This is a genomic window from Brachybacterium halotolerans subsp. kimchii, from assembly GCF_020792675.1.
Classification (GTDB): domain Bacteria; phylum Actinomycetota; class Actinomycetes; order Actinomycetales; family Dermabacteraceae; genus Brachybacterium; species Brachybacterium halotolerans.
The window spans coordinates 1,566,722-1,580,396 of the sequence record NZ_CP086254.1 but is presented as its reverse complement, the minus strand read 5'-3'; the positions used below and the strand labels follow the sequence as shown (position 1 = coordinate 1,580,396).

Annotated in this window: 13 protein-coding genes and 1 pseudogene; 6 read left to right on the top strand and 8 right to left on the bottom strand. The window is 74.4% G+C overall.

The window, feature by feature from the left end; all coding sequences use genetic code 11:
- Positions 1 to 17: 17 nt before the first annotated feature.
- Complete coding sequence (locus Bra3105_RS07355) at positions 18 to 2,513, top strand: DEAD/DEAH box helicase (RefSeq protein ID WP_228359614.1); 2,496 nt, start codon at positions 18 to 20, stop codon at positions 2,511 to 2,513.
- Positions 2,514 to 2,545: 32 nt separating this feature from the next.
- Here Bra3105_RS07355 and Bra3105_RS18490 read toward each other — a convergent pair.
- From Bra3105_RS18490 to Bra3105_RS07320, 7 genes and pseudogenes are all read right to left on the bottom strand, one after another.
- Positions 2,546 to 2,755: pseudogene (locus tag Bra3105_RS18490) on the bottom strand (Rv3654c family TadE-like protein); the annotation flags it as partial.
- A gap of 98 nt (positions 2,756 to 2,853) precedes the next feature.
- Positions 2,854 to 3,372, bottom strand: a complete 519-nt coding sequence (locus tag Bra3105_RS07345) for a TadE family type IV pilus minor pilin (RefSeq protein WP_228359239.1) — start codon at positions 3,370 to 3,372, stop codon at positions 2,854 to 2,856.
- Positions 3,369 to 3,701 carry a DUF4244 domain-containing protein gene (locus Bra3105_RS07340; protein WP_228359238.1) on the bottom strand — a complete coding sequence of 111 codons (333 nt, stop codon included), beginning with the start codon at positions 3,699 to 3,701 and terminating at the stop codon, positions 3,369 to 3,371. Before Bra3105_RS07340 ends, Bra3105_RS07345 begins: the two co-directional genes overlap by 4 nt.
- Before the next feature lie 117 nt (positions 3,702 to 3,818).
- Entirely contained in the window at positions 3,819 to 4,934 is a 1,116-nt protein-coding gene (locus tag Bra3105_RS07335; RefSeq protein WP_228359237.1) for a type II secretion system F family protein, read from the bottom strand.
- Positions 4,931 to 6,190 (bottom strand): TadA family conjugal transfer-associated ATPase, encoded by a 1,260-nt coding sequence (locus Bra3105_RS07330; RefSeq protein WP_228359236.1) that lies wholly within the window; start codon positions 6,188 to 6,190, stop codon positions 4,931 to 4,933. Before Bra3105_RS07330 ends, Bra3105_RS07335 begins: the two co-directional genes overlap by 4 nt.
- Complete coding sequence (locus Bra3105_RS07325; protein WP_228359235.1) at positions 6,187 to 7,386, bottom strand: CpaE-like family protein; 1,200 nt, start codon at positions 7,384 to 7,386, stop codon at positions 6,187 to 6,189. Before Bra3105_RS07325 ends, Bra3105_RS07330 begins: the two co-directional genes overlap by 4 nt.
- Before the next feature lie 90 nt (positions 7,387 to 7,476).
- On the bottom strand, positions 7,477 to 8,295 hold the full coding sequence (locus tag Bra3105_RS07320; RefSeq protein WP_228359234.1) for an exodeoxyribonuclease III: 819 nt from the start codon (positions 8,293 to 8,295) through the stop codon (positions 7,477 to 7,479).
- A 92-nt stretch (positions 8,296 to 8,387) separates the two neighbouring features.
- Here Bra3105_RS07320 and Bra3105_RS07315 point away from each other — a divergent pair, with 92 nt between their 5' ends.
- Genes Bra3105_RS07315 through Bra3105_RS07305 form a run of 3 tightly spaced genes read left to right on the top strand, consistent with a single transcriptional unit; the run spans position 8,388 to position 11,238 of the window.
- Positions 8,388 to 9,695, top strand: coding sequence for an amidohydrolase (locus Bra3105_RS07315; protein ID WP_228359233.1), 1,308 nt, complete (start codon positions 8,388 to 8,390; stop codon positions 9,693 to 9,695).
- Positions 9,696 to 9,704: 9 nt separating this feature from the next.
- Entirely contained in the window at positions 9,705 to 10,550 is an 846-nt protein-coding gene (locus Bra3105_RS07310; RefSeq protein ID WP_200502896.1) for an SDR family NAD(P)-dependent oxidoreductase, read from the top strand.
- A 43-nt stretch (positions 10,551 to 10,593) separates the two neighbouring features.
- Positions 10,594 to 11,238, top strand: a complete 645-nt coding sequence (locus Bra3105_RS07305) for an orotate phosphoribosyltransferase (protein ID WP_228359232.1) — start codon at positions 10,594 to 10,596, stop codon at positions 11,236 to 11,238.
- A gap of 13 nt (positions 11,239 to 11,251) precedes the next feature.
- Here Bra3105_RS07305 and ypfJ read toward each other — a convergent pair whose 3' ends face one another.
- Positions 11,252 to 12,157, bottom strand: coding sequence for a KPN_02809 family neutral zinc metallopeptidase (gene ypfJ / locus Bra3105_RS07300; RefSeq protein WP_228359231.1), 906 nt, complete (start codon positions 12,155 to 12,157; stop codon positions 11,252 to 11,254).
- Positions 12,158 to 12,292: 135 nt separating this feature from the next.
- Here ypfJ and Bra3105_RS07295 point away from each other — a divergent pair, with 135 nt between their 5' ends.
- Positions 12,293 to 12,994 (top strand): DedA family protein, encoded by a 702-nt coding sequence (locus Bra3105_RS07295; RefSeq protein WP_200502891.1) that lies wholly within the window; start codon positions 12,293 to 12,295, stop codon positions 12,992 to 12,994.
- Positions 12,987 to 13,640: a TrmH family RNA methyltransferase gene (locus tag Bra3105_RS07290; RefSeq protein WP_200502890.1), complete on the top strand. Its 654-nt coding sequence runs from the start codon at positions 12,987 to 12,989 to the stop codon at positions 13,638 to 13,640. The genes Bra3105_RS07295 and Bra3105_RS07290 overlap by 8 nt, the downstream gene beginning before the upstream one ends.
- The last annotated feature ends 35 nt before the right edge of the window (positions 13,641 to 13,675 follow it).

Below are 13,675 nucleotides of genomic sequence, written 5' to 3'. Positions count from 1 at the left end.
GTCAGGAAGGGGAGCGGGTGCGACGAGGGCGGGCCGACGAGCTGCTGCGGGACCTCAGCGCACCTCTGCAGCGCCGCACCTGCCTCACCCATGTCGAGCATGTGCCCGCGCGCCCCGGGCGCACCGGCGAGTTCCCCGAGTGGACGGATCCTCGCCTGCGCGAGCACCTCGCCGACCGCGGCATCACCGCCCCCTGGACCCACCAGGAGCAGGCAGCGCGCCTCGCCCACGACGGGCGGCACGTCGTCCTGTCCACCGCCACCGCCTCCGGCAAGTCCCTGGCGTATCTGCTTCCCTCGCTGAGCGCGATCGGTGCCCGCGAGCTCGACCGCTCCGCGCCGCGCGCGACAGCCCTGTACCTCGCGCCGACGAAGGCCCTGGCCGCGGACCAGCTCACCAACATCACGGCCCTCGCCGACGGCGCCGAGCTGCGCCACGCCCGCGTGGCCGTCTACGACGGGGACACCCCCACCGAGCAGCGCCGCTGGATCCGTCGTCACGGCACCTTCGTGCTCACCAACCCCGACATGCTGCATTTCGGGATCCTCCCCGGCCACGAGCAGTGGGCGAGCTTCCTGCGGGCCCTGAAGTACGTGATCGTCGACGAGTGCCACAGCTACCGCGGCGTCTTCGGCAGCCACGTCGCGATGGTCCTGCGGCGCCTGCGCCGCGTCGCGGCCGCCTATCGCAGCGACCCCACGTTCATCCTGGCCTCGGCCACCACCGCGAACCCCGAGCTCTCGGCCTCGCGCCTGATCGGCCAGGACGTCGAGGCCGTCACGGAGGACGGCTCGCCCCGCGGCGGCGTCACCTTCGGACTGTGGGAGCCCGGCACCAGGTCGGTCGTCGACGGCCGTCGCCCCGCGGAGCCGAGCGGGAACGGCGCCCCCGGGGGCGCCGTCGGCACGGCCTCCGTCGGGCATCGCGCCGCGCGCGCCGACCATCCCGCCGACCCCTCCGAACCCGCCGAGCGCAGCGAGGAGCCGCTGCGCCGCTCGGCGACGAGCGAGGCCGGCGCGCTGCTCGCTGACCTCGTGCGCCGCGACGTGCAGACCCTCGTGTTTGCCCGCTCCCGGCGCGGCGCGGAGCTCGTCTCGACCGGCGCGCAGCGCCTCCTCGGGCAGGAGGCGGAGCAGTCCATGGACGGCGAGCTCGCGCGCCGGGCGGGGAGGATCGCCGCCTATCGCGGCGGCTACCTCGCGGAGGAGCGGAGGGCGCTGGAGGACGCCCTGCGCTCGGGAGAGCTGCGGGCCCTGGCCTCCACCAACGCCCTCGAGCTGGGCATCGACATCTCCGGCCTCGACGCCGTGCTGATCGCCGGGTGGCCGGGCACCCGCGCCTCGCTGTGGCAGCAGGCCGGGCGCGCCGGGCGCAGCCAGGAGGGCGATGCGCTCGCCCTGTTCGTCGCCCGCGAGGACCCGCTGGACACCTATGTCGTGCACCATCCGGACTCCGTGTTCGGCATGGAGGTCGAGGCGGCCGTGTTCGACCCCCAGAACCCGTACGTGATGACGCCCCATCTGTGCGCCGCGGCCGCGGAGCTGCCCCTGCGCGAGGGCGAGGAGGAGATCTTCGGGCCCGCGGCGCGGGAGCTGCTGGACACCCTCGCCGCCCGCGGAGTGCTGCGACGCCGTCCGACGGGCTGGTACTGGACGATGACGGAGAGCGCCCACGACCTCACCGACCTGCGCGGGAGCGGCGGTGAGCCGGTGCGGATCGTCGAGGCGTCCAGCGGCGCCCTGCTGGGCACCGTCGACGCCGGCAGCGCCCACACCCAGGTCCACGACGGCGCGGTCTACATGCACCAGGGCAGGAACTTCGTCGTCGACCACCTGGACGTCGAGCGGGCGGTCGCCCTCGTGCACCGCGAGGATCCGCTCCACTCCACGCATCCGCAGTCGACCTCCACGATCCGCATCCGCTCCACCGACCGCGAGGAGGAGTGGGGGCGGGGCGTGCGGCTGTGCTTCGGCACGGTCGACGTCACCGACCAGGTCACCGGGTACCAGGTGCGGGACGTCTACACCCAGGCGGTCCTCGGCCAGCATCCGCTGGACCTGCCGCCTCGCACCCTCACCACGCGCGCGGTCTGGTTCGTGCTGCCCCAGGAGACCACCGAGGCCGACGGCATCGTCGACGAGCTGCTCCCCGGAGCCCTGCACGCCGCCGAGCACGCCGCGATCTCGATGCTGCCCCTGCTGGCCACCTGCGACCGCTGGGACATCGGCGGGGTCTCGACGGCCCGTCACGAGGACACCGGGCAGCCGACGATCTTCGTGTACGACGGCGCGCCCGGCGGCGCCGGGTTCGCCGAGCGCGGCGCCGAGGACGCGGCCGCCTGGGTGCGGGCGACGGAGGACATGGTGCGCGAATGCGCATGCGAGGCGGGCTGCCCGGCGTGCGTGGTCTCCCCGAAGTGTGGCAACGGCAACGAGCCGCTGTCCAAGGCGGGGGCGCTCGCCGTCCTCGAGCTGCTCGACGGCGCGGGACCGGCGCGGGCCCACGAGCGCTGATCCGGGAGCACCCCGGCGGGCGTGCTGACCTCGACGATCACGTCCTGACCGGCGACGGTGCACGAGAGCAGGCTCGCGCCGTTGCGGACGGCCGCCTCGGAGGCGATGGCGCACGGCGCGCTGGTGCCGACGGCGAGCGCATCGGCGCCCGCGAGCGCGGCGAGGTCCGCGGCGGTGTCCGCGGCCGCGAGCGCGAGCAGTCCCTGCCCGATGACGACGACCGCGCCCAGCACCGCCGTCATCGCCCCGATGTAGGCGAGCACGCTCGCGGGCGCCGAGCCCTCCTCCCTCGCGTGCTCCCGCGCGTCCTCCCGTGCCTCCGCCCGCGTGCGTGGCGGCGTCATGGCGCGCCCCCTCCCTGCCCGTCGCCCACCAGATGGGGTTCCCGGCGCGCCTGGGCCGAGCCGCTGAGGTCCCAGCTCGCGCCGGAGAGCAGGCCGCTGCGGGCACCCACCGAGCGCGTCACCGTCACCTGCACCCACGCACCGTCGGATCCGATGCTCACCTGCGCGCCGTCGCCCGCGATCCGCTGAGCGCTCTGTACGGCCTCTCCCTCGCTCTGTCCGCGTGCGAGCTCGCGGGCCGCACCGCGGGCCGCGGACTCGAGCTGCACCTGCGCGCCGATCCCGACGCCGGCCACGAGGATCACGAGCACCATCAGCACGACGACGGGCAGCACGATCGCTGTCTCCGCCGTCACCGAGCCGGTGCCGCCGCGCAGTGCACGGCGCAGGGGCCGCGGGCGGCAGGTGCCCGGCCGCGGGCGACGGGCGCCCCGGCCGGCCCGGGAAGGGGCCTGCCGGGATGCCTCGTCGGCCTGCGCGCACTGCGCGGGCGGGGCGGGGGAGCGGGCGGTCACTGCCCCAGCGAGAGCGCCGAGGTGATGATGTTCATCAGCAGCTCCCGCACCTCGCCGGACTTCAGCAGCAGCACCAGCACGGCCGCGAAGCCGCAGGCCGCGAGCACCGTGATGGCGTATTCCGCGGTCGACGCGCCCGCGTCGTCCCGCAGGGCCGCTCCCAGGCGGTGCCGGGTGGGACCGAACACGCCGGTGCCGCCGCGCGGAGCATGCGAGCGCGCGGGCGGGCCCGACGCGGCCCGGGTGGTCGTCGGCCCCACGGGAGTGGGACGGGTGGAGGCCGAGCGCCTGCGAGGCGGGACGGGCTGGGTGAGGACGAGTGCGGACATGGGGATCTCCTTCGGATGGACCCGCGGGTGCGGGTGATGACGCACCGCCGATCGGCGGCGCGGACCGGGCGCGAGCCCGGGGGTCATGGGAGAGGCGGGCCGGAGGACCCGCGGCGTTCACGCGACGGGGAGCCAGGTCTCCACGCCCAGGGATCCGCTCAGCAGCGAGGCGACGGTCGGGATGATGCCGAGCAGCACGAAAGCGGGGAGCAGGGTGGTGCCGGTGGGCAGGACCAGGCGCACGGCCAGGCGCGCGGCCGCCGCTTCGGCATCCCGTGCGCGGTCGCGACGGGCGTCCCGCGCGGCGCCGTGGAGGACCCGCGTGAGGTCCGCGCCGGAGCGCTCGGCCAGCAGTGCGGATTCCCCGAGCACGGTGAGCTCTGGAGGCAGGTGCTGCGCGGCGAGCACGGAGGGCACGCCTGCCGCGAGGGACTGCGCGAAGCGGTCCAGGTCCGCGGCGGCGGTCTGCGAGGTCGGATCCTCGGCGAGGGCCCGCGCCACCACGGATGCGGCACCGGCCAGCGGCAGCCCGGAGGTCATCGCTCCGGCGATGAGATCCAGCAGCACGGAGGGGTCCACGCCGCTGTGCGCGTGGCCTTCGGCGGTCCGCAGGAGAGAGCGCATCCACCACCAGCCCGCGAGGGTCAGGGCGCAGCCGCAGATCAGCAGCAGACGACCGGAGGCGGTGCCGAACAGGATCCGCAGGGGATCGGCGCCCAGGAGCGCGCCCAGGGTGATCCCGGCGAGGGGCAGTCCCAGTAGGATGCGGCCGGTCGCCCGCGGGCCCGCGAAGGCGCTGCGGCGTGCGGCCGCGGCGTCGTGCAGTCCGCGCAGCGCGCCCGCGAGCCCTTCGAGAAGGGAGGACATGGGGGCGCCGCTGTGCTCGCAGACCTCGAGCGCGGTGCCGAGCGCCCGGATCTCCGCGGAGCGGGAGAGACGTCCCTGGGCGGCGCGGCGAGGATCGGCGCCTGCGCTCACGCGGGCGGCCAGCTGGGAGAGCTCGCCGGGCGGCAGCGAGTCGGCGACGATCCTCCATGCGCCGCGCACGGGCGACCCGCTGCCGAGCACCACGGCGAGGCGCTCGACCATGCGGGCCACGTCCAGCGTGCTCGCGTGCTGCGGACGGCGGGGGAGGTGCAGGGCGCGCCGATCGGTCGCGGCGACGGCCGGCCCCCTGCTCCAGACCACGAGGAGGACGAGAGGGGCGGCGAGCAGCAGGGGGAGGATGCTCATCGGTCCGCCTCCTGCCGCCCCGCCCCGCCGGGGGAGAGGGCGCTGTGGCGGCCCCTGGCGCGGTCCGCACCCGTGGGTCCCGCGGCCGGGGACGCAGACAGGCCGAGGCGGCGGGTGAGACGGTCCCATCCGGGACCGGTTACGGCCACGTCCTCGCGAAGGTCCAGGGCGGGCACCGCGCGCAGCGCCCCGTCCGGTCCGCGTTCGAGCACCGCGAGCTCGACGATCCGGCGTCTGCCGTGAGGACGGCCGAGGTGCACGACCACTTCGAGGGCGCTCGCGGCCTGCGCGGCGAGCGCCTGCCGGTCCAGTCCTCCCAGAGCGCCGAGCGCCTCGAGCCGGGCGGGGACGTCCAGGGCGGTGTTGGCATGCAGGGTCCCGCAGCCGCCCTCGTGTCCCGTGTTCAGCGCCTGGAGGAGTTCACGCACCTCGGCGCCGCGGCATTCGCCCAGCACCACGCGGTCCGGGCGCATGCGCAGGCTCTGGCGGACCAGGTCGGTCAGGTCCACCGCGCCGGTGCCCTCGCTGTTGGCGTGCCGGGACTGGAGGTGCACCGCATGGGGGTGGTCGATGCGCAGCTCCTGCGCGTCCTCGATGACGACGATGCGCTCGCTCTCGGGGACGAGGGCGAGCAGCGCCCCGAGCAGGGTCGTCTTGCCCGTCCCGGTGCCGCCCGTGACGACGAACGCCGCGCGGGCGGCGACGAGCGCGCGCATCACCTCGGGAAGCGGGTCCGGCAGAGCACCCGCCGCCTCGAGATCCGCGAGGGTCATCGTGCGCTCGGAGGGCAGGCGCAGGGAGATCAGGGCGCCGGTGGGCGAGAGCGGCGAGAGCACGCCGTGGAAGCGGATGCCGCCGGGCAGGCGGGCGTCCGCGCAGGGCACGGCGTCGTCGAGGCGCCTGCCGCCCAGCGTCGCCAGGCGCACGGCGAGCGAGCGCGCCTGCTCGGGGCTGACGTGCACGGGACTGCGGTGCAGCCCCTCGGCGCCGTCCACCCACACGCTGCCGTCGCCGTTGACGAGCACGTCGGTGACGCCGGGACCCACGAGGTCCTGCAGCGGTCCGAGTCCGGAGACGTGGTCGCGCACGCGGCTCGTGATCTCGAGCATCGCGGCGGCGCCGAGCACACGGCCCTCCCGGCGCAGCGCCCGGGAGACCCGGGGCACGTCGACGGGGCCCGGCTCCGCCGCGAGATCCTCGCGCACCCGGTCGATCACCGCGTCGAGGGCTCCCTCCGGGGCGCCGACGGCGCTCATCGCGCGTCCTCCCAGCTCGACGCGAGGCGACGGGCGAGCCCGTCCGCCCCGCCGCGGCGCACGTCCAGCAGCGGCACGGTCGCGCGCGAGGAGTCCGCGAAGCGACCCGCGACGCCCAGGTGCAGCACCTCCCGGACATCCGCGGGGGACACCGGTCCGCGACCGCGGAGCACGACCTCGGCGCCCCCAGGGGGCAGGTGCCAGGAGGCGAGGCGCCGGGCGGCGGCGCGCAGCGCATGATCGGTCGCCGGCAGCACCACGTACAGGCGGTCCAGGTGCGCGATCGCCGGGCCCACCAGGTCCGGGGCGAGGTCGACCACGACCCGCGCCGTGAGGGAGTCGAGCGCGGCGAGCACATGGTCCAGCTGCATGCCGCTGGGCGCGGGATCCTCCCGAGCCACCAGCAGTCGCACGTCGTCCACCTCCGGGAGCCCCGCGACCAGCGCCTCGCCGTCGGCCGCATCGATCCCGGAGAGGTCCTCCCAGCAGGCCCCGCGCAGATCCGGGGCCTCGACGAGGGCGTCGAGGCCCCCGCCCAGGGGGTCGGCGTCGATCAGCACGCTCGAGCGGCCGGCCCGGGCGGCCGCTCCCGCGAGCCGTGCGGCGAGGCTCGAGGCGCCGGCCCCGCCGCAGCCGCCCACCACCCCGATGATGCGGGCGCTCTGGCGCGGACGCAGCGCGTCCCCCAGCAGCGAGAGCAGGCGCGTCGAGTCCTCCGGGAGGCGCAGCACGGCCGCCGCCTCGAGCTCGAGCGCGCGCCGCCACACGGGTTCGGAGACCGGACGATCGGTGACCACGAGCAGGCGGGACCGGCCGGTGCGCGGGGGAGCGGCGAGCAGCGCGGCGGGAGTGCACAGGTGCAGCGCCTCGCGTGCGTCGGCCCCTCTCCCGGTTCCGGCGCGTCCGGCAGGCCCGGAACTCCCCGGTGCGGCGGGCTCCCGGGCGTCGCGCAGCACGGCGCCGGCCGCACCGGCGTGGTCCGCGACCAGCGCCCGCAGGCTCCCCGCGGCGTCCTCCTCCACGGCGACGTCGTGCCAGAGGACGACGGCCGACGCGCCGCCCACGGCTCCGGATCCCGGTCCCCGCCCTCGCTGATCAGCGGCGTGCTCCCGCGGTCCCGCGGCGCTCGGCGGGGAGGAGGCGGCCGGGAACCGGGAGGGTGTGCGGAGTGCGGGACGGTCCAGGAGGCTGGTCATGCCCCCAGCGTCGGCGCGAGCGGGCTCCCCGTCAGCCCCGAACCCCGGATGGGGGATAAACGGGCATTGTGGAGGACCCGCGGAGCGGGCTCAGAGCTCCAGGTCCAGCACCACGGGCGCGTGGTCGGAGGCGCCCTTGCCCTTGCGCTCCTCGCGGTCGATGAACGAGGCGCGGTATGCCGACTGCACGGCGGGGGAGCCGAGTGCGAAGTCGATGCGCATGCCCTCCTTCTTCGGGAAGCGCAGCTGTTGGTAGTCCCAGTACGTGTACACGCCGGGGCCCGGGTGATCGGGGCGCACCAGGTCCGCGAAGCCCTCGTCGACCACGGCCCGGAACGCCGAGCGCTCGGGCTCGGTGACGTGCGTCCTGCCCTCGAAGAACTCCATCGACCAGACGTCGTCGTCCTCGGGGGCGACGTTGAAGTCACCGGTCAGGAGCACGCGGGCGTCGGCGTCGGCGGCGAGCTCGCGGGCACCCTCGGCGCGCAGCGCCTCGAGCCAGCGCAGCTTGTAGCCGTAGTGCGGGTGGTCGATCTCGCGTCCGTTGGGCACGTACAGCGACCACAGGCGCAGACCGTCCGATCCGCCCTCGGCGCCCCCGACGACGGCGCCGAGCGCGCGCGCCTCGACCACGCCGTCCTCGTGCTCCGGCCAGGTGGGAACGGCCGGCAGCTCGGTGCGCACGTCGCTCAGGCCGACGCGCGAGGCGATCGCGACGCCGTTCCACTGGTTCAGCCCGTGCGCGGCGACCTCGTAGCCGGCGGCCTCAAGACCGCTGAGGTCCAGCTGCTGGGGCTTCGCCTTGATCTCCTGCAGGGCGATCACGTCGATCTCCTGGCGCTCGAGCAGGGCGAGCAGCCGATCCATCCGGGCGCGCAGGGAGTTGATGTTCCAGGTGGCGATCCGCATGGGACGAGTCTATGCGGGCGGGCCGACGCGCCCGGTCCCCCTCCCGCCCCATCCGTCTGCACGAGGGGCACGCGAGGATGCACAGTAGGGACATGGACACCGCGATCGAGACGAGCCTGGAATCGATGGGGGACTGGCAGGAGGACCTCTACGAGGACGTCCACCGCCACCCCGAGCTGAGCATGCAGGAGGAGCGGACGGCCGGGCGGATCGAGCGCGAGCTCGCTCAGCTGGGGCTGGAGACCCGCAGGTTCGGCGGCACGGGCGTGGTCGCCGTGATCGAGAACGGGAAGGGGCCGACGGTCCTCGCCCGCGCCGACATCGACGCCCTGCCCGTCACCGAGGACCGGATCGTCGACTACCGCTCCGAGACCGACGGGGTCATGCACGCCTGCGGCCACGACTTCCATCTCTCCGCACTGCTGGGCGCGGTGCGCGCCCTGGTCGAGAACCGCGAGGGCTGGAGCGGCACCTATGTCGCCGTCTTCCAGCCCGGCGAGGAGGAGGCCGACGGCGCCCTCTCGATGCTGCGCGACGGCCTCGCCGAGGCAGTGCCCCGTCCCGACGTGGCGCTCGGCCAGCACGTCATGCCGGGGATCGCCGGCCAGGTCGCGATCACCGACGGGCCCGTCCTCTCCCAGGGCGACTCCGTGCACATCACCCTGCACGGCCGCGGGGCCCACGGCTCCATGCCGCATCTCGCCGTCGACCCCGTGGTGCTCGCCTCGAGCATCGTGCTGCGCCTGCAGCAGATCGTCTCCCGTGAGATCCCGCCGGGCTCCTTCTCCGTGGTGACCGTCGGTGCGCTGAACGCCGGGACCAAGTCCAACGTCATCCCCGCGACCGCCGAGCTGCGCCTGAACCTTCGCCACTACGACACGGACGTGCGCGACCAGGTGATCGCCGCCCTCGAGCGCATCGTGCGCGCCGAGTGCGAGGCCTCCGGCTGCCCGCAGGAGCCCGAGTTCGAGTACTACGACCAGTACCCGCTGACCAGCAACGATCCGGAGCAGGAGCAGCTCGTGCGGGCCGCCTTCGAGGAGGCCTTCGACGACGGGCAGGTGATCACGATGGCCCCGGCGACCGCGAGCGAGGACTTCTCGCACCTTCCCGACGCCTTCGGCGCGCCGTACGTGTACTGGACCGTCGGCGGCACCGATCCCGACCTCTATCGCCGCGCGCAGGCCGCCGGCACGATCGCGAGCGACGTCCCCGCGAACCACCAGAGCGCGTTCGTGCCGGAGCTGCGCCCGACGCTCGCGGTGATGACGCGCGCGCAGGTCGTCGCCGCCCTCGCGTACCTGGACGGCGCCGCCTCGGACCACCCGGATTCCGGCACCCCGGAGGAGTCGGCCTCCGACACCTCGGACGGCGCCGCCGCCGCGCCCCCGCGCGACTAGCATCAGGACATGGCACGCGCACTGGTCACCGGCTCGACCGCCGGACTGGGCCTCGAGTTCGCCTGGCAGCTCGCCGGGACGGGGCATGACCTGCTGCTCGTCGCCCGCGACGAGGGTCGCCTGCGGGCGGTCGCCGAGCAGATCCGCCACGTGCACAAGGTCGAGGTGGACGTGCTCGCGGCAGACCTCTCCGTGCGCCGCGAGCTGGATCGCGTGGCCACCGCCGTCACCGATCCCGTCGCCCCGGTCTCGCTGCTCGTGAACAACGCGGGATACGGGCTGCGCGGGCGCTTCCTCGAGGTCGGCGTCGAGGAGCACGAGAAGCAGATGGACACGCTGATCCGGGCCGTCCTGGTCCTCTCCCATGCGGCCGCGCGGGTGATGGTCCAGCGCCGCTGCGGCGCCATCATCAATGTCAGCTCCCTGGCCGGCTACACCGCGGCCGGTCCCTATGCGGCATCCAAGAGCTGGGTCACCGTGTTCACCGAGTCCCTGGCGACCGAGCTCGAGGGCACGGGCGTCACGGCGACCGCGCTGCTTCCCGGCTTCGTCGCCACCGAGTTCCACGAGCGCGCCTCGATCAACGTCGAGGGGCTGCCCCGCGTGACCTGGCTGAAGGCCCCGTTCGTGGTGGAGCAGGCCCTGCGCGACGCCGCCAAGGGACAGGTCCTCTCGATCCCCTCGGTGAAGTACCGGGCCGCGGGAGAGGTCTCCCGCCTCGCGCCCCGCCGCCTCGTGCGGATGCTCGCCTCCCCCCGGTGGGAGGCCGCGGCCGGCCGACGGGCCCTCGGCCGCGCACGCCGGCGCGCGTCCCGGCGCCGGCTGAAGGCCCCGTGGCAGCGCGAGGACGGCTGAGCGCACGACGCGGAGGGATGCGCGCTGCGTCTACCCTGGTGCCATGCCCGATATCTCGACCGCCGACGCGCGCGCCCGCCTGCTCCAGCTCATCGACGACCTCGCCGTGGTGCGCGGGAAGGTGACGCTCTCCTCCGGAGCCGAGGCCGACTACTACATCGACCTGCGCCGCATCACCCTGCACCACGAGGCCGCCCCGCTCGTCGGCCGCGTCATGCTCGACCTGCTCGCCTCCGACGGGCTGCTCCACGGGGCCGACGCCGCGAGCGCCGTGGGCGGCCTGACGCTCGGCGCGGATCCGGTCGCGACCTCGATCCTCCACACCGCCGCGCACGACGGGGCCGCCGCGGGCGCCCATCCCTGGTCGAACTTCGCGGCCGAGGAGGGTGTCTCCGCCCTGCCCTCGCCGCGCCTGGACGCGTTCGTCGTGCGCAAGGCGAACAAGGCCCACGGCCTGCAGCGCCGCATCGAGGGCCCCGACATCGCGGGCCGCGACGTCATCGCCGTCGAGGACACCTCGACCACCGGGGGCAGCGTGCTCACCGCGTGCGAGGCGATCGAGGAGGCCGGCGCGCGGATCCGGGCCGTCGCGGTGATCATGGACCGCGGCACCGGTGCCCGCGAGAAGATCGAGGCGGTCGGCTACCGCTACCTCTCCGCGTTCTCGGTCGACGAGCTCAGCATCTGAGGGGACCGGCCCCTCACAGGTCCGAGGTCGAGAAGGTGTCGCAGGACTCCGGATCGCCGGACTCGTAGCCGGTGGTGAACCACTTCTGGCGCTGCGCGGAGGAGCCGTGCGTCCAGGTCTCGGGGTTCACGTCCCCGCCCGAGACCTCGCCTTGGATGTGGTCGTCGCCCACGGCGCTCGCCGCCGAGAGCGCGTCGGAGATGTCCTCGTCGGTGAGCGGCTCGAGGAACGCCTGGCCCTCCTGGTCCTTCGAGGACGAGGCATGGTCCGCCCACACGCCCGCGTAGCAGTCGGCCTGCAGCTCGAGGCGCACGCCGTCGCTCGTCGGGCCCTTCTGCGAGTGGTCGATGCGGTCCATCGTGCCCTGCAGGTTCTGGATGTGGTGGCCATACTCGTGGGCGACCACGTACTCCTTCGCGAAGGCGCCGGCGGATGCCCCGTAGGTCGAGCTGAGCTCGTCGTAGAAGCTCGTGTCGATGTAGATGGTGCTGTCGGCGGGGCAGTAGAAGGGGCCGACGTCCCGTGAGGCGGCGCCGCAGCCCGTGTTCGTCTGCCCGGAGAAGAGCTTCCCGCGCGGCTCGCTGAAGGTGATGCCCGTCTGCGGGGCGAGGTCCCGCCAGGTGGCGTCGGCCGATTCGATGGTGGCCTGGACGAGGCAGACGTCCGAGGCGTTCGCGTCGGCTCCCGTCGTGCACCCGGTGTCCCCGCCCGTGCCCTGGTCCTGGGACTGCGAGCTGCCCGAGTCCGATCCCTGCAGCAGGTCCAGCGGATTCCCGCCCATGATCGCGTAGATCACCACGATCACCAGGAGCAGGCAGCCGCCGCCCCCGCCGCCGATGGCGATGCCGCGGCCGCGACCGCCGCCACCGCTGCGGGAGACGTTGTCCGAGCGGATGTCGGCGTTCGGGTTGAAGGTCATGGGGCACACAGTAGAAGGTCAGGCGCATGCCAGGAAGCTGATCGGCGCGACCACTACGATGGACCTGCCCGTCCACGAGCGAGAGGCCCCCATGACCTGCGCGCCCGCATCCGTCCCGCGAGCCGGGGCGTCCCGATGAACGTCGTCGACTGGGCCGTGGACACGATGGACGCCCTGGGCGGCCTCGGCGTCGCCCTGCTCATCTTCCTCGAGAACGTGTTCCCGCCGATCCCCTCCGAGGTGATCCTGCCGCTCGCGGGGGTGGCCGCCGCGAAGGAGGGGCACTCCTTCCTCGAGATGCTGCTGTGCTCGCTGGTGGGATCGGTCGCCGGGGCGTGGGTCCTGTACGGACTGGGCCGGGCGCTCGGTCCCGCGCGGCTGCGCTCCCTGTTCCTGCGGCTGCCGCTGCTGCACGTCGAGGACTTCGACCGGACGGTCGAGTGGATGCGCCGGCACGGCACCAAGGGCGTGTTCTTCGGCCGCATGGTCCCCGGGATCCGGTCGCTCGTGTCCATCCCCGCGGGCCTGTTCGCGATGCCGTTCTGGCGCTTCACGCTGCTCACCCTCGCGGGCAGCGCGATCTGGAACGCCCTGTTCATCACGCTGGGGTTCACGCTCGGCGCGAACTGGCACGTCATCGAGCCGTTCACCGAGGTCATCTCGAACATCGTGTACGTGGTGATCGCGCTGCTCCTCGTGATCTGGGTGGTGCGGCTCGTGCGACGCGAGCGGCGCCGCCGTGCCCAGGGCCTGCCCGACCCGGACCTCAGGGTCCGCGCGCAGGAGCGCGGCGAGGGCGGGATGGACCGGGACGACAGGACGTCGAGTCATGACTGAGCCCGTCGGCCCCGAGCGGGAGGTCGGCGTCGGCCCGCATCCCGAGCCGTGGCCCGAGGATCCCCGGCTGGACCCCGAGCTGCTCGCCGGCGGGGACCGCCGCAACGTCGTGGACCGCTACCGCTACTGGCGGCGCGAGGCGATCATCGCCGACCTCGACGCCCATCGCACCGGGCTGCACGTCGCGATCGAGAACCTCGAGCACGACGCGAACATCGGCTCGATCGTGCGCACCGCGAACGCCTTCGCGGTGGGCGCCTTCCACATCGTCGGGCGCCGCCGGTGGAACCGTCGCGGCGCCATGGTCACCGATCGCTACCAGCACGAGATCCACCATCCCGACGCCGCGGACCTCGCCGCCTGGGCGCACGAGCGGGGCAGGCCGCTGATCGCGATCGACATCATCCCCGGCGCCAGGCCGCTCGAGCGGGCCCGGCTGCCCGAGCGCGCTGTCCTCGTCTTCGGACAGGAGGGCCCCGGGATCAGTCCGGAGCTGCTCGCGGTCTGCGACGAGGTCCTCGAGATCACGCAGCTGGGCTCGACCCGCTCGCTCAACGTCGCGGCTGCGGCCGCGATCGCCATGCACACCTGGATGCGCCAGCATGCGCTCCGCGGGGAGGGCGTAGCGGGCACGGACGCGGGGTGATCGCGCGCCGGAGCTCCCGGGCGGGGCTCCGCGCC

Coding starts and splice junctions, on each gene's coding strand:
- Bra3105_RS07340 (WP_228359238.1), bottom strand. CDS start 3,701: ATGTCCGCACTCGTCCTCACCCAGCCCGTCCCGCCTCGCAGGCGCTCG.
- Bra3105_RS07335 (WP_228359237.1), bottom strand. CDS start 4,934: ATGAGCATCCTCCCCCTGCTGCTCGCCGCCCCTCTCGTCCTCCTCGTG.
- Bra3105_RS07330 (WP_228359236.1), bottom strand. CDS start 6,190: ATGAGCGCCGTCGGCGCCCCGGAGGGAGCCCTCGACGCGGTGATCGAC.
- Bra3105_RS07325 (WP_228359235.1), bottom strand. CDS start 7,386: ATGACCAGCCTCCTGGACCGTCCCGCACTCCGCACACCCTCCCGGTTC.
- Bra3105_RS07320 (WP_228359234.1), bottom strand. CDS start 8,295: ATGCGGATCGCCACCTGGAACATCAACTCCCTGCGCGCCCGGATGGAT.
- Bra3105_RS07315 (WP_228359233.1), top strand. CDS start 8,388: ATGGACACCGCGATCGAGACGAGCCTGGAATCGATGGGGGACTGGCAG.
- Bra3105_RS07310 (WP_200502896.1), top strand. CDS start 9,705: ATGGCACGCGCACTGGTCACCGGCTCGACCGCCGGACTGGGCCTCGAG.
- Bra3105_RS07305 (WP_228359232.1), top strand. CDS start 10,594: ATGCCCGATATCTCGACCGCCGACGCGCGCGCCCGCCTGCTCCAGCTC.
- ypfJ (WP_228359231.1), bottom strand. CDS start 12,157: ATGACCTTCAACCCGAACGCCGACATCCGCTCGGACAACGTCTCCCGC.
- Bra3105_RS07295 (WP_200502891.1), top strand. CDS start 12,293: ATGAACGTCGTCGACTGGGCCGTGGACACGATGGACGCCCTGGGCGGC.
- Bra3105_RS07290 (WP_200502890.1), top strand. CDS start 12,987: ATGACTGAGCCCGTCGGCCCCGAGCGGGAGGTCGGCGTCGGCCCGCAT.